The 13,484-nt window shown below is 63.6% G+C and carries 14 protein-coding genes and 1 pseudogene; 1 reads left to right on the top strand and 14 read right to left on the bottom strand.

What is annotated here, in order from left to right; genetic code table 11:
* Window positions 1-3 precede the first annotated feature (3 nt).
* Window positions 4-426: a C-glycoside deglycosidase beta subunit domain-containing protein gene (locus tag ACSVIE_RS06465; protein WP_442423358.1), complete on the bottom strand. Its 423-nt coding sequence runs from the start codon at window positions 424-426 to the stop codon at window positions 4-6.
* Window positions 427-526: 100 nt separating this feature from the next.
* Here ACSVIE_RS06465 and ACSVIE_RS06460 point away from each other — a divergent pair, with 100 nt between their 5' ends.
* Window positions 527-1,546 carry a restriction endonuclease subunit R gene (locus ACSVIE_RS06460; protein WP_442423357.1) on the top strand — a complete coding sequence of 340 codons (1,020 nt, stop codon included), beginning with the start codon at window positions 527-529 and terminating at the stop codon, window positions 1,544-1,546.
* Between the two features lie 166 nt (window positions 1,547-1,712).
* Here ACSVIE_RS06460 and ACSVIE_RS06455 read toward each other — a convergent pair.
* The 13 genes and pseudogenes from ACSVIE_RS06455 to ACSVIE_RS06395 form a co-directional block, all read right to left on the bottom strand.
* Window positions 1,713-1,826 (bottom strand): annotated as a pseudogene (locus ACSVIE_RS06455) (SDR family NAD(P)-dependent oxidoreductase); the annotation flags it as partial.
* Window positions 1,827-1,832: 6 nt separating this feature from the next.
* Window positions 1,833-2,837: a sugar phosphate isomerase/epimerase family protein gene (locus ACSVIE_RS06450; protein WP_442423356.1), complete on the bottom strand. Its 1,005-nt coding sequence runs from the start codon at window positions 2,835-2,837 to the stop codon at window positions 1,833-1,835.
* A gap of 15 nt (window positions 2,838-2,852) precedes the next feature.
* Complete coding sequence (locus tag ACSVIE_RS06445) at window positions 2,853-4,037, bottom strand: Gfo/Idh/MocA family protein (RefSeq protein ID WP_442423355.1); 1,185 nt, start codon at window positions 4,035-4,037, stop codon at window positions 2,853-2,855.
* Window positions 4,034-4,432 (bottom strand): C-glycoside deglycosidase beta subunit domain-containing protein, encoded by a 399-nt coding sequence (locus tag ACSVIE_RS06440; protein ID WP_442423354.1) that lies wholly within the window; start codon window positions 4,430-4,432, stop codon window positions 4,034-4,036. Before ACSVIE_RS06440 ends, ACSVIE_RS06445 begins: the two co-directional genes overlap by 4 nt.
* Before the next feature lie 8 nt (window positions 4,433-4,440).
* Window positions 4,441-5,211 (bottom strand): nuclear transport factor 2 family protein, encoded by a 771-nt coding sequence (locus tag ACSVIE_RS06435; RefSeq protein WP_442423353.1) that lies wholly within the window; start codon window positions 5,209-5,211, stop codon window positions 4,441-4,443.
* A 12-nt stretch (window positions 5,212-5,223) separates the two neighbouring features.
* A complete protein-coding gene (locus ACSVIE_RS06430) occupies window positions 5,224-6,264 on the bottom strand; it encodes a sugar phosphate isomerase/epimerase family protein (RefSeq protein WP_442423352.1) in 1,041 nt (346 codons plus the stop codon).
* Between the two features lie 18 nt (window positions 6,265-6,282).
* A complete protein-coding gene (locus ACSVIE_RS06425) occupies window positions 6,283-7,386 on the bottom strand; it encodes a sugar phosphate isomerase/epimerase family protein (RefSeq protein ID WP_442423351.1) in 1,104 nt (367 codons plus the stop codon).
* Window positions 7,386-7,778: a C-glycoside deglycosidase beta subunit domain-containing protein gene (locus tag ACSVIE_RS06420; RefSeq protein WP_426005742.1), complete on the bottom strand. Its 393-nt coding sequence runs from the start codon at window positions 7,776-7,778 to the stop codon at window positions 7,386-7,388. Before ACSVIE_RS06420 ends, ACSVIE_RS06425 begins: the two co-directional genes overlap by 1 nt.
* Window positions 7,779-7,828: 50 nt before the next feature.
* Window positions 7,829-9,391 carry a GMC oxidoreductase gene (locus ACSVIE_RS06415; RefSeq protein ID WP_442423350.1) on the bottom strand — a complete coding sequence of 521 codons (1,563 nt, stop codon included), beginning with the start codon at window positions 9,389-9,391 and terminating at the stop codon, window positions 7,829-7,831.
* A complete protein-coding gene (locus ACSVIE_RS06410) occupies window positions 9,388-10,164 on the bottom strand; it encodes a TIM barrel protein (RefSeq protein ID WP_442423349.1) in 777 nt (258 codons plus the stop codon). Before ACSVIE_RS06410 ends, ACSVIE_RS06415 begins: the two co-directional genes overlap by 4 nt.
* A 46-nt stretch (window positions 10,165-10,210) precedes the next feature.
* Entirely contained in the window at window positions 10,211-11,047 is an 837-nt protein-coding gene (locus ACSVIE_RS06405) for a carbohydrate ABC transporter permease (protein WP_442423348.1), read from the bottom strand.
* A gap of 3 nt (window positions 11,048-11,050) precedes the next feature.
* On the bottom strand, window positions 11,051-12,010 hold the full coding sequence (locus ACSVIE_RS06400; protein ID WP_426005736.1) for a carbohydrate ABC transporter permease: 960 nt from the start codon (window positions 12,008-12,010) through the stop codon (window positions 11,051-11,053).
* Between the two features lie 56 nt (window positions 12,011-12,066).
* Window positions 12,067-13,353, bottom strand: coding sequence for an ABC transporter substrate-binding protein (locus tag ACSVIE_RS06395; RefSeq protein WP_426005735.1), 1,287 nt, complete (start codon window positions 13,351-13,353; stop codon window positions 12,067-12,069).
* Between the last annotated feature and the right edge of the window lie 131 nt (window positions 13,354-13,484).

Genomic DNA, 13,484 nt, shown 5'->3' with positions numbered 1-13,484 from the left:
GCGTCAGGCTACATCACGGGAGACTTCCGCGGCTCCGGGGCTTCGAACCAGCAGCATCGCCTCCATATGGAGCGGCAACACGAGTGGGCCTTCTCCCCCGCCCCGCAGATAGGGCACCATCAGCTCAAAATCGACCGCCACGTGGTGGCGACCGGGGCCGAAGTCTCCGGGGCCGGCCGGAATGAAGAGCACCAGGCGATCCTGGATGAACCACCAGCCCGCCTCGTCCGCCAAAGCCTCGGCAGGCACAGTACGTTCGCCGAGATGGACGTGCAGGTCATCGCTAACGGACACCCCGTCCATCCTCACGGAAAACCCGGAAACGCTGGAGAGCGGCATGGACCGGATCCACGGCAAGCCAATCCGCAGCTCATAACCCTCCTGCACCACCGTCAACGCATCCTGGCGCAACGCGTTCTGCAGCATCGCCCACTCCTTCATTCATCGCCATCTTTGGCTATTTGATGATTTTTGTCTGATTCTGACATAAGTTTGTCGGTAAGCAACTATTTTGGAAAGGCCCACCATGGACGCCACTCTTCCCACCGGCTGGACGCTGGCCGCCAGTGCTTTCAATTGGACCCCGCACATCATCGAAGCCCGTCGAACCAGCGCGGAGATCGTGACAGGCATCGCCGGGGACAACGTGGCCAACGTTATCGAGCTGGAGCCGGGCCTGCTCTGGCGGACCTTTCCTGCGCCGCAGAACCACGAGGTTGACGCCTTCCGCGAGGAGCTCCGGGCCGCGGGAGGCCGGGTCAGTACAGTCGGCTGCAGCCTGGATGATTTCACGGGTACAACGCAACGCCGTACTACCGGCCAGCGGCTTGAATTCCTGGTTCCCCAACTGGACGCAGCACATCGCGTGGGTGCTACGGGCGTGCGGCTCCCGATCGGGCAGGCCGGTCCTGAGCTCCTGCGCCTGATCCTGCCTCTCCTGCATGACCTGGACCTGGTCCTTTTTGAAGAGATCCAAGGCCACCAGACTCCACACAATCCCCAGATCCGCCCTGCCCTGGACCAGATCGCCGCGCTGGACGATCCAAAGGTCAGGGTCCTGGTAGACATCAGCATGCTGATGCCGGCACTGCCTGTTACTTATCTTGATGAGTTGGCCCGCGGGGGTATCTCTCCAGTGTTGTGCAGCAGGTTGGAGAGCGAGTGGAAGGACCCTGCCACCAATCAGGCAGTGGTGGCTGCGCTGCGTTCCGGTACCGTTCCCGGACGGATCCACACTTTGTTCATGAACCTGCTTATCCGGTTCGGTCGCAGCGACGCCGCCGAGCTGCGGGACATCATGCCGCTTGTGGGCGGGTTCCACTTGAAGTTTTGGGATCTGGAGGACGCGGACGGGCGGGTTTCGCAGCCCATCGAAGATCTTGGTCGGCTCTTGACCCGGCAGGGATTCACGGGAACGCTCACCAGCGAGTGGGGCGGCCACGAATGGCTGCGGAATGATCCCTCGGAGATGACCCGACGGCACCTGGCTCTGGCGGAAGCATCGCTCGCCGCGGGCTCCACCCGGGAACCCGCAAAGGCTACCTGAACCACTTCGCGGGAACCGCGCCCGGTTCGCCGTAACGGAACAGCGAACTGGGCGCCTGACCCACGAACTCGTGCGCCCGACACCGGAATGTGCTCGGCGATAGCGGTCATGGGGGTGCCCCGGGGCAGAAATCTGCTCTACGGGTGCGAAGCGCGTGGCCGCAGCCGACCACGACGGCGCCCTCCTCCGCAAACGCCAAAGCGGCCGCGCGGCCCTGGCCACTGGCGATGCCGGTGATAACGGCAGTCTTGCCTTCGAGCCTGGGCCTGCGCAGCCGCATGGTCCCCTACTTGGTACTGAACGCGGCGTCGAAAGCCGCGGCGGAGGGTTGGTAGGAGGAGAGCTTGCGGACAAAGCCCAAGGCCTCCGGCGCACCGAGCAAGCGGTCCATGCCCGCGTCCTCCCACTCCACGGACAAGGGCCCGGAGTAGTCGATCGCGTTCAGCATGCGGAACGCGTCCTCCCACGGAACGTCCCCATGCCCCGTGGAGATGAAGTCCCAACCGCGGCGTGGGTCAGCCCAGGCAAGGTGCGAGGACAGCCGGCCGTTGCGGCCATTGCTGAGGCGCTTCTTCGTGTCCTTGCAATGCACGTGGTAGATACGGTCCTTGAAATCCCACAGGAAGCCGACGGGATCGATGTCCTGCCAGACCATGTGGCTCGGGTCCCAGTTCAGGCCGAAGGCCTCGCGGTGACCGATCGCTTCCAGCGCGCGCTGGGTGGTCCAGTAGTCATACGCGATCTCGGACGGGTGGACTTCGTGGGCAAAGCGGACGCCCACCTCGTCGAAGACGTCCAGGATGGGGTTCCACCGGTCCGCGAAGTCCTGGTACCCGGCGTCGATCATCTTTTCGCTGGCTGGCGGGAACATGGCCACGTACTTCCAGATGGCCGAACCCGTGAAACCGGTGACTGTCTTGACGCCCAACTTCGCGGCCAGGCGGGCCGTGTTCTTCATTTCCTCGGCAGCCCGGCGGCGCACGCCTTCCGGGTCGCCGTCGCCCCAGACGATGTCCGGCAGGATGTCGCGGTGGCGTTGGTCGATGGGGTCGTCGCAAACCGCCTGGCCTTTGAGGTGGTTGGAGATGGTCCACACTTTGAGGCCGTTCCGTTCCAGGATGTCGAGCTTTTCCTGGACATAGGCTTCATCGTCCCAACGCCAGGGATCAAGGTGGTCGCCCCAGCACGCGATTTCAAGCCCGTCGTAGCCCCACTCTCCAGCGAGCCGGGCGACCTCTTCGAACGGCAGATCGGCCCACTGCCCGGTAAACAGGGTGATTGGTCGTGCCATGTTGTGGTCCTCTTTCTATGCCTTCACCGGGACGTCCGCCGCAACGCGCGTCCACACCGAATCGTTCTCCGAGCTGCGTTCCACCGCATCCAGTACGCGCTGTACCCGGAGGCCATCGGCAAACGTGGGGTGCGGGTCCGTGTTCCGTACGATGCCTTCCACCAGGTCCTTCACCTGGTGGGAGAAGCCGTGTTCGTAACCGAGCATGTGCCCCGCCGGCCACCAGGCCGAGACGTACGGGTGGACGGGTTCGGTCACCAGGATCTTGCGGAAGCCCTGCAGGTCCGCCGGTGCCGTCCGGTCGTAGAACTGGATGCTGTTGAGGTCCTCAAGGTCGAACGCAAGAGCCCCCTTGTCCCCGGAAACCTCAATCGTGAGCGCATTCTTGCGGCCCGTGGCAAACCGGGTGGCCTCGAAGGAGGCCAAGGCCCCCGAGGCCAGGCGCCCGGTGAAGATCGCGATGTCGTCCACGGTGACCTGGCCGTAGCCGGCAGTGGCCTTGCCGGAGAGGCCGGAACCGCTGCCCTGGAGCGGACGCTGCTTGACGATCGTGTCCAACACGCCGGAAACGCGTTCCACATCCATACCGGTCACGTATTCCACCAAGTCGATCGCGTGCGCTCCGATGTCCCCCAAGGCACCGGAACCCGCGTGCTCTTTCTGGAGCCGCCATGCCAGGGGCATGTCCGGGTCCACGAGCCAGTCCTGGCGGTAAGACGCGCGGACGTGGGCGATCCTGCCCACCACGCCCTCGGCAATGAGCTGGCGAAGGAAGGTCACCGCCGGAACCCTGCGGTAGGTGAACCCGACCATGGCCTTGATGCCCCGTGCGGCGGCACGTTCTGCGGCAGCGGCCATGGCCTCCGCCTCGGCAACGGTATTGGCCAGTGGTTTCTCGCACAGCACATGCTTGCCTGCGTCCAGGGCGGCGATGGCGATCTCCGCGTGGGAGTCACCGGGGGTGACGATGTCCACGATGTCGATGTCGTCCCTGGCAATCACTTCACGCCAGTCGGTTGCCGACTCGGCCCAGCCCCATTTGGTGGCCGCCCTGGCAACGGCACCGGCATCGCGGCCAACGATCACCGCCATCTCGGCTCCCGCCGGAAGATCGAACACCCGCGGTGCCGTGCGCCAGCCCTGGGAATGGGCTGCGCCCATGAACCCATAGCCGATCATGGCCACCCGGAGGCTTTTCATGCCAGCACGACTTTGCGCTCAACAGCCACGCGGTTGCCCACATAGCGCATGGGTGCGATCTGCATGTACAGCAGGCGGAGGGTCAGGATGACCTCGACGTCGATCTCCTCGCCTGCGTCAGGGACGCGGTCAAGCGGGATGATGATGTCCGGCTTGTCTGCGACGAACCACAGGGTTTCCCACTGGTCCGGGAGTTCGGCAATGGAGTAGGACTTGCCCTGCAGTTCAAAGCGCAATTCCGACCTCGGAATGTCGACGCCGTTGACGGTCGCCGCCACGTCATCCACAGCGGACAGCCAGAGGCTGCGGTACCACGGCAACTGCACCGAAACTGAAATGCCTTCGGGGTGCCGGCGGACGTCAGCGTCCTGGAAAAGGGAGTTGTGGGTTGCCATGATGATCCTTACTCGAATGTCTCGACGAAAGTCTGGTGCGGAACCGGCGGTTGCGGATCCAGGGTCTGCCGCGTGGACGGGCTGTACGGGTGGTACTCGGCGGGAACGGGCTCGTCGGCCGGGGGCATGAAGACGGGCTTGCCGTCATCACCGAAGTACATGAGGTCCAGGGCGAAGGCGTGCTGGTTCTTCTCGGCGAAACTGATCCAGTTTTCCTCGAAGGGCGCCCGGAGGAGCTCGTAGCAGCGGAACTTCCAGATCTTCCATTCACCGTCCTGGCGGAGGAAGTCCACGGCATACTTGCACCAGACCCAGTGCGCCCACACCTTTTTGCCCTGCACTTCGCCGGGCGAATACATGTAGTCGGGGCTTTCCTTGGCCACCTCCGGGTCGGTTAACCCGGATTCGTTGCCGGTCATGATCCACACGCCCTTGGCGGTCTTACCGTCAGCGGCCACCTCGATCACCGGCGTGGTGGTGTAATGCAGGATCAGCTTGCCCACAGGCGTTGGGCGGCCCTGGTGGTACCCGATCACGCTGTCGTAATCGGTGTACTGTCCGGCGTTAGTGTACCTGGCCCGAATGCCTGGAGTCCCGCGCTTGACCCACAACGGAATGATCTGCTCATCCTGGAAGGCGTTGTGCAGGTACATGTAGCGGTTGAACAGGTTTTCAATGTCACCGCGGTCGTTGGCGCGGCGGGCCAGGCGCTGGGTTTCCTTCAGCTCGGCCCGCAGTTGCTCGATCTCCGCCGTGAGGTCCGTATCTATGGCAGGCATGTCGCCCCTCCCCTAGGCCGTTGCGACGGAATCGGTGGCGCGGGCCTCTTCGATCGCACGGCGCATCAGGGCGTGCTGCTTCTTCACCAAGTCGATCGGATCCGACTCGCCCAGGTCGGCGAAGGCGTGGCCTTCCCATTCGCTGGAGAGGAAGCCCGTGTAGCCGCCCTTGACGAACTGGCGGACGATGCGGGGGATGTCCATGGCCGGCTCATTGCCGTCCTGGTCAATGTCGTAGAACTTGGCATGGACGTGGAACATCTGTGGCATGATATCCAGCCACTCCTCCGGAGCCACCAAGCCGTGCATGTTGAACGCGAGCCGGGTGAAGGGGCCCAGATTGGCAGGATCGAAGTTGTTGGAGCGCAGGTAGTCCTCGAACTCCTGGTTGCGTTCCTGCATGGGCAGGGGCTTGCGCCAGATGTCCTGCATCACTGCGAAGTGTTCCTCGGGCAGGCCCATCTGCGTGAGCGTACGGAACAGGGTAGGCGACAGGCTGTGCATGGTGGAGCTGAAGTCCGCCGTGAAGCCCAGCCGCTCGCTTCCCAGCTCCTCGTACATCTCGCGGATCTGCAGGATTTTGGGATCGTTCGGGCCCTGTGGGGCGTGGATTTCGTAGCCGAGCTTCTGGTCGTACTTCTCGGCCAGCGGCAGGAGCCGGCGCAGCAGTTCCTTGCCGGCGGACCGGATGACGATCTTGTGGAAGCCCAGGGTGTTCGCCGTCTTCAGCTGGCGGGCAAAGAAGTCGAACTCCTCGTCAGGAGTCATGTCACGGTCCTTGCGGCGGCCCATGTCCAGGTTGGTACCTACCGCACTGGGGGTCAGCCCGTAGCGGTCCATGCTGTCCCGCCAGAGCTTGACGAATTCGTCGTCGACGTCCGGATAGGTGCGCAGCATTTGCGCGATGTTGAACTCGACGCCGGGGCCCAGGCCTTCATCGGCGACGGCCTTGATGAGAGTCTCGGGGGTGTAGATCCCTGCCGCAAATTCCGAGGTGAGGGAGTAGAGGGTGATGCCAAGCTCGATGCCCGAGCCTGCGATGCCGTTAGACATGGTGGTATCCGTTTCTTCTTAGCCGAGGACCGGCTGGGCGAGGTGACTGCTGAGGATGCGGCGGGCTTCAGACGCATCGGTAATCATGGCCGAGCCTGCGTTGGAGGCTGCAGAGCGCTGGACCGTCTGTTCCCCGCGGATGATCTCGAAGGGGTCCTGCCAGTTGTTCCAGTGCCAGCCTTCGTATTCGCTGGAGATGGCACCGGAGTAGCCGTTCTCCACGAGCTGGCGGACAAGGTCCCGTACCGGCACGGACGGCTCTTCGCCGTTCTCGTCGATGCCGAAGAATTTTCCATGGACGTGGCGGACGAAAGGCATGATTTCAAGCCAGGTATCGATCGGAGCCGGACCGAACAGCCCGGTGCCGTTGATGGCGAAGTCGATGCCGAGGTCCGGACGTCCATGCCGGGCAGCCAGGCCAATGAAGGCTCCGAAGCGTTCCCCGTGGACCTTCTGCGTATTGGGCGGGCCCTCGGCGTAGAAGCCATTCCAGAGCTCAACTACCTGCTGGAGCAGCTCTTCGGAAGCACCACGGCGCCGGTAAGCCTCAACAAGGGAGGGAGCGAATCCGGTGACCGTAGCGCCCCAGTCGGCGGTAAATCCGAGCAGCGGCGAGTTGAGTTTCTCGTAGCGATCGCGCAGGGCAAGGACGCGCTCATGGGCGCCATGCTGGTCTGCGTGGACCTCCAGCGCCAAGGTGACCCCGTATTTTTCAGCCACGGGCAGCAGGCTTTCCATGGCGTCCGGTGTCAGGGAGATCTGGACCCGGGCGATCGGGAATCCCAGCCGTGAGGCCACCTCGATCTGCGTCCGCATGTACTCCACCAGTTCGTCGTGGTTCATGAGGCGGTCCCTGCGGATGCCCGTGTCCACATTGACGGCCAGGGAGGTGGGCACCAGGTCCACTTCCGCTACCAGGTCGCGGAAGTGGCCGACGAAGGAATCATCAATCTTGTCCGGGAAACCGCGCAGGCTTGAAAAGCCAATGATTTCCAGTCCGGGGCCGAAGCCCTCCGCAGCCACCTTGCGGATCAGGCCGTCAAGATCGTACTGCCGGCCGTGGAAGGCACGGGTAAAGCTGTACAGGGTTACGCCCTGGATGGGCGTGCCGAGGCCGGTCATCACTGTCCTACCTTCATGGTCTTGGTGCAGTTCTCTTCGATGTGCAGGACCCCGTGGTCCGTAATGATGTAGGGGATGTAGAGCTTGAGGTCCACCCGGACCTCATGGTCAGCCGCTGTGTCATCAATCGGCAGTTCGCCCGAAAGGACGGCCGAATCCAGCGGGTACCACCACTCCCCTGTCTCTTCCACGAGTTCGTCGAAGCTGAAGGTGCGCTCATTCATGGTCCAGCGCAGCGATTCCTTGGGCGCAGCCACACCGTCAACGGTGAGCGACGCGTCAGCGATGCACGAACCCGGAAGGGCGCGGTACCACGGGATTCGGACTTCGACGGCGGTCCGGTCGCCTTCGGTGGTGAGCGTTCCCTGCTCGATCATGCGGTCGGCAATCATCGGGACTCCTTGTCTTGCCCGGGGCATCGGCGCCCCACGGGACTTTTTCCTTATTTAGTAATTCTATTGTCTGATTCTGACATAAGTAAAGAGCTGCCCAGTTCAGATGCGATCTTGCGCGCCCCGCGGACTGCAAGTGCCACAGCCGTCAACGTGGGGTTGCACGCCGTTGGGGTCGGGATGACGCCGTTTCCTGCCACGAACAGGCCCGCCACTCCCCACACCTCGCTGTCCGGCGAACAGACGCTTTCTCCGTCATCGCTCACGCCCATACGGGTCGAACCCTGGTAATGCAGCGAGGCTCCGGGCGGAAGCACAAACGGACGCTCATCCAGCGGGTGGCCCACAGCTTTGCCCAAGCGAACGATCTCGGCTTTGGCCCGATCAATCACCTCGTGGTCCGTGGCCGTCAGCTTGTAGTGGATGCGCATGGCCGGCATGCCATAGGCATCGCGGATGTCCTCATCGAACGCCACTCGGTCCTCGCGCTGCAGGTCCTTGGCGCAGAACAGGCCCAGCCCCACGATCGATCCCGGCACCACCGGATCATCGTCCGCGAGCGGCACGGGCGAAGCGTCCAACTGCATGATCTGGCCGTGGAAGGGAACGTCGTCGGTGTACGGAACCCAGGCGACGCCGCTTTGCTGGCTCAACGCCCCGCCGGCCCGCGGCTCGGCAGGCACTGGAGCCGTAACGCCCTCCAGCCGGCTGGCGAAAACCACCTGGGGTTGGTCATTGAGGTATCGACCCAAGGCATCGGGCCGAATACCCGAGGCCCAGAGCAGCTGCGGTGTCCGCAGGGCATCCCCGGCAACCACCACGAAGCGGGCCGCAACCTGGTGGCTTTGCCCGGTCCGGCGGTCCTGGACCTCGACGCCGGTGGCCGTGCCGCCGTCGTACGTCACCCTGGTGACCAGCGATTCGTCGAACAGCTCGAACCGCGGGTTCTGCCGGGTCGCCTCGCCCATCACGACGTCGGCTCCGGACCACATGAGGCGGCCGTCGGGCTCGCGGTGGACAGCGAGCGGCATGGGCTGGACACGCAGGGCGGCTTCGCGGCCCTCATCCACGGCGGCGGAGAGCCGGTCATGGACGATGTCGGAGAAGGGGGCACCGTCGAAGGCGTGCGTGGTGACGCCGAGGAGGCGCTCCGCATCGGTCAGCAGCGCATCCATGTCCGGCACGAAGCCGATGGATTCCTTGCCGGAGGGACGCGGGCAAGCCGCCGTCCAATGGGCACCCATGCCGCCGACGTTGCTGGACATCGCAGCAACGGGCAGTCCGTCTTCGCCGGGGAAGGCGTAGCCTTCGCTCAGCAAATACGTGCCGGGCCTCGCCCTCCGTTCGCCGCTCTTGACGGCGCCGGGCGAGTTGACCGTGGCAGCCCCTGCACCGGGACCTTCGGAAGCGCGCTGGGCCAGGATCCGGCTTTCCGCGTCAGCGATGTTCTTCACGTGGGCACCCGGGGGATTGCTGACCGTGGGGCCAACTTCGAACATGGCGATCGTGGCGCCCGGCGCTTCTTCGCTGAGGATCCGTGCGTACGCCGACGCCGTGGGCCCACTGCCCACGATTGCGACGTCCACTGCGGAAGGGTAGGAGCGCTGGCTCACCGGGAGGCCACCAGTTCCTGGATCCGACGCACCGACTTGGCAGACTCGATGGTCGGGTAGTACTCGAGGCCCACAGGCCCGGCGTAGCCACTGGCCTTCAGGTCATTGAGCCGCGCGGACCAGTCGATGGAACCGGAACCTGGCTCGCCGCGGCCGGGAGCGTCTGCGATCTGGACATACTTAACGAGGCTCCCGGCGTTGGCCAGTTCGGCGGCGACGTCTTCGCCCTCCACGGTGGAGTGATAGAGGTCGTAAAGGATGCCGAAATCAGGCGAGTCCACGCCACGGGCGATGTAAACGGCTTCTGATGTGCGGTCCAGCAGGGCACCGGGGTGGTCAACGCGGATGTTGACCGGCTCCAGGACCAGCGTGATTCCGGAACCCTGGATGTGGTTGATGCCCTTGGTGAAGATCTCGATGAGCTCGTCCAGCTGGTCTTGGCGCTTGCGGCCGCCGAAGCCCGTGCCACTGCCCACGACGATGCGGGGGCAGCCAAGTTCCTGGGCCACCTTCACACCGGCATCGAGCCCCTCATAGAAGGGTTCGTGGTTCTTGGGCGGAATCATGAACTGCATGCGCGGCTCGGCGAGCTGGGCCGTGAGCTGGACGCCCGTCTCCTCCAGGGCAGCCTTGAGTGCCGGGATGTCCTTGCCAGTGGGTCCCCACATCTCGATGGCGTCAAAGCCGGCGGCCGCTGCGGCCCGGACGCGGTCGGCTGCACTTTCGCCGGCCTCAGAGAACAAAAGGTCGATATTCGGCGCAAGTTGGAACATGGGTGTCTCCTTAAGATCTGTACGGATTGTCGGTGAGGGTGGCTGGCTAGCCCTTGAGCCCGCCGGAGAAGCCCTGGATAAAGCGCTTCTGGGCGAACAGGAACAGGGCCAGGATGGGAATCATGGACACGATCACAATGGCGAAGATCGAGTTCCACTGGGACACCAGCGATCCGATGAAGTAGTACATGGCTACCGGCAGGGTCTGGTTGCTGGAACCGCCCAGGAAGATGAGCGAGGTGAAGAAGTCGTTCCACACGATCAGGCCGGCAAAGATCGTGACCGTTCCCGTGGCCGGAGCCATCATGGGAAACACCACCTTGGAGAAGATCTGGGTCTTGCTGGCCCCGTCAATGGTGGCCGCTTCCTCGTAGTCCGTTCCTAGCCCGCGGAAGAAGTTGGCATAAAGGAAGATTGACAGGGGCAGGAGCATACCCGTGTACAGGACGATCAACCCCCATGCCGAGCCGGTCAGGCCCAGGGTGCGCGCGCCCATGTACAGCGGCACTGCTCCCAGCTGCCCGGGCAGGATGATGGCGATGAGGAAGAGGTAGTAGACCCCTTTGCTCCAGCGTTTGGTGGAGCGGGAAATGACATAGCCGGTGATCGAACCCAAGGCAATGAGGCCCACGATGCTGCCCGCGGTGATGATGACGCTGTTGACCAGGCCAAGCACCACGTTGGAGTTCCCTGATGCGGTCAGCACCGCGGTGAAGTTGCTGAAGTCGGGGCTCGACGGCGGTGCCAGCGGCGACGTCGTGTAGATCTCGGCGTCGGACTTCAAGGCGGTGGTCACCAGGAAATAGAAAGGTGCCAGGAACGTCAGGGCCAGTGCCCAGAGGCCGATCTCACGCAGGAGGGTCAATTTGGTGTAGCGGAACATGTCTTAGTCCTCGGGGTTCGATCGCGTCAGCCGCTGCTGGATCACGGCGAAGAACAGGATGATGACGGCCAGGACCAAGGCAAGGGCGGCACCGCCGCCGAAGTTGCCCAAGGCAAAGGCCTGCTTGTAGACCTGCGTGGCCAGGGTTTCGGTTGCACCGGCCGGGCCACCGCCGGTGAGGGCCATGATGGGGTCAAAGACCCGGAGGCCCTGGACAATGCCGAGCGTGGTGGCAATGGCCACGGCCGGGCGGATCCCCGGAAGGGTGACATTCCAGAAACGCTGCCAGAGGTTGGCGCCGTCGATCGCTGCTGCTTCCTCGATTTCAACGGGAACACTGGCCAGGCCCGCCATGAAGATGACCATGGCGAAGCCGGTGCTGCCCCATACAAGGACAACCAGCACGGTCCAGATGGCCCACTGCGGGTCCGCGAGCCAAGGCTTTGCGAGATCTTCGGCTCCGATGGACCGGAGGAAAACGTTGATGGGACCATCGAAGTCGAAGATGTACTTCCAGATGTAGGCCGTTGCCAGCGGGCTCAGCACTACGGGCATGAAGAACAGCGTGCGCAGGATGTAGCGGGTCTTCAGCACGCGGTTCAGGCCAAGGGCGATGACCAAGCCTGCCACGTTGCCGATGAACACCGACGAGAAGGCCAGGAACAGGGTGTTCATCAAGGCCCCAAGCTTGGTGGGGTCCTTGAAGATGGCCTCGAAGTTGGCGAGTCCAACTACTTTGAACGAGCCGATTCCGGTCCAGTTAGTGAAAGCGAAGTAGCCGCCAATCCCGGTTGCCACATAGTGGATGGCGATCACCAGGGCAATACCTGGAAGGGCCCACCACCAGTGACCGAACTGCAGGGAGCCGCCCCGGGAACGGACCTTTCGGGCCGTTCCCGGAGCGCGCCTGCCTCGCCGGGAAGCGTCAGCTGCTTCGGTCTTGGATTGCATCGTCGCAGTCATGGTAATCCTTGCTTGTCCCTTTGAGTCGTCTGGGCGTGGGTGGTGGGAGTCCCGGGTCAGCCCCAGGCTGCGTCCATGGCCTGCAGGACCTGGTCGACAGACTTCTGGCCGGTCAGGAGACCCTGTACACCGGTGGCCAGTGCGTCATAGACGGCGGAGTTGGGCCACTGGCTGTTGGGCAGCGGACCGTAGTTACCCTCCTTGATGAGGTCGCCGACGTTCTTGTAGGCACCCGACCCGAAGTCGTAGCTCTCAAGGCCGCTCACGGGGAGGGCTCCGTCAATCTCGGCGAACGTCTTGGTCTGTTCCGGCTCGGCGGCCCAGGCCAGGAATGCTTTGGCAGCTTCCTTGTTCTTGGACGCAGCGTTGATGGAGAAGGCGTAGTTGGCGCTGGCGTAGACAAAGCCCTTATCCGAGCTGTCCTGCGCCGGAAGGGCACGGACCACGAACTCCGAGTCGGCGGCCGCGGTCTTCAGCTGCTTCCATGAGGGGCCGGGGATGAAACCGGCCACGGAAGTTCCGCTGGCAAGGCCCTTGGTGATGGCATCGAAGCCGGCACCCGCTGCGCCCTTCTGGAAGCATCCGGCGTCGTTCATCTTCTTGACGGCTTCAAGGGAGTCTTTCCAGCCCTGTGAGTCTGCGAAGGTGGTTTCCTTGTTGCTCCGCTTCTCATTCCACTTGGGGTCCTCGGCATAGACGCGGGTCGCTGCGAGCGACATCGCCATCAGGCCAGTGTTGGGCGCGGCTGCACCGGCGAGCGCGAAGAAGGACTTTCCGGAGGAGCTGAGCGTGGAGCACTGCTTCTCCAGGCCGGCGAAGTCGGCGGGGAATTCAGAGACACCGGCCGCCTTGGCCGCAGTCTCGTTGGCCACCATGCCCACCACGGTGATCTCGGGCGCCTGGCCGTAGACCTTACCGTCCTTTCCGAACAGCGCTTCACTGCCCACGGGGACAAGGCTCTTGGCGGAGTCGTCCAGCGGTTCCAGGAAGTTGGCTTCCACCAGGGGGAGGATGCTGCGGCCCGTGCCGGACCCGGGCGAGGTGACGATGACGTCAGAGGCATTGCCGGCCTGCAACTGCGTGCGGACCGTCTGGTCATAGGAGTCGTTGGGCTGGGCGTTGAACGTGATCTTCACGTCGGGATGGGCAGCCATGTACTGCTCAGCCAACTCCTGGAACGGGCTCTCAATGGTGTTGGACGTGGCGAACGTCAGCGAGAACTCCTTGGAGCCTCCCTCTGTGCCCGTCGTAGTGGAACCCGAGCAGCCGGTCAGCGCAAGTGCCGCAGCGGTTGGGATTGCGAGGACGCCAACCTTGAGTCCCCGGAAGCGGTGCTGTGTCATTTTCAGCCTTTCTGACTTCTTTGTCTGTCGGGGTCCGTGACCCCGGTCACTCACCAGTATGACCGGCATCTGCAGGAAAGACACATAAGTATTTCGGATACCGCACATAAGTCCCGGCACTCTGCGTAAGA

This window comes from Paenarthrobacter sp. NCHU4564 (genome assembly GCF_052156435.1).
Taxonomy (GTDB): Bacteria; Actinomycetota; Actinomycetes; order Actinomycetales; family Micrococcaceae; genus Arthrobacter.
Note: the sequence above shows the minus strand (reverse complement) of the source record. Positions and strands in the feature narration are given on the sequence as shown.

Coding starts and splice junctions, on each gene's coding strand:
- ACSVIE_RS06410 (WP_442423349.1), bottom strand. CDS start 10,164: ATGTTCCAACTTGCGCCGAATATCGACCTTTTGTTCTCTGAGGCCGGC.
- ACSVIE_RS06395 (WP_426005735.1), bottom strand. CDS start 13,353: ATGACACAGCACCGCTTCCGGGGACTCAAGGTTGGCGTCCTCGCAATC.
- ACSVIE_RS06460 (WP_442423357.1), top strand. CDS start 527: ATGGACGCCACTCTTCCCACCGGCTGGACGCTGGCCGCCAGTGCTTTC.
- ACSVIE_RS06450 (WP_442423356.1), bottom strand. CDS start 2,837: ATGGCACGACCAATCACCCTGTTTACCGGGCAGTGGGCCGATCTGCCG.
- ACSVIE_RS06400 (WP_426005736.1), bottom strand. CDS start 12,010: ATGACTGCGACGATGCAATCCAAGACCGAAGCAGCTGACGCTTCCCGG.
- ACSVIE_RS06465 (WP_442423358.1), bottom strand. CDS start 426: ATGCTGCAGAACGCGTTGCGCCAGGATGCGTTGACGGTGGTGCAGGAG.
- ACSVIE_RS06435 (WP_442423353.1), bottom strand. CDS start 5,211: ATGCCTGCCATAGATACGGACCTCACGGCGGAGATCGAGCAACTGCGG.
- ACSVIE_RS06440 (WP_442423354.1), bottom strand. CDS start 4,432: ATGGCAACCCACAACTCCCTTTTCCAGGACGCTGACGTCCGCCGGCAC.
- ACSVIE_RS06430 (WP_442423352.1), bottom strand. CDS start 6,264: ATGTCTAACGGCATCGCAGGCTCGGGCATCGAGCTTGGCATCACCCTC.
- ACSVIE_RS06445 (WP_442423355.1), bottom strand. CDS start 4,037: ATGAAAAGCCTCCGGGTGGCCATGATCGGCTATGGGTTCATGGGCGCA.
- ACSVIE_RS06425 (WP_442423351.1), bottom strand. CDS start 7,386: ATGACCGGCCTCGGCACGCCCATCCAGGGCGTAACCCTGTACAGCTTT.
- ACSVIE_RS06420 (WP_426005742.1), bottom strand. CDS start 7,778: ATGATTGCCGACCGCATGATCGAGCAGGGAACGCTCACCACCGAAGGC.
- ACSVIE_RS06405 (WP_442423348.1), bottom strand. CDS start 11,047: ATGTTCCGCTACACCAAATTGACCCTCCTGCGTGAGATCGGCCTCTGG.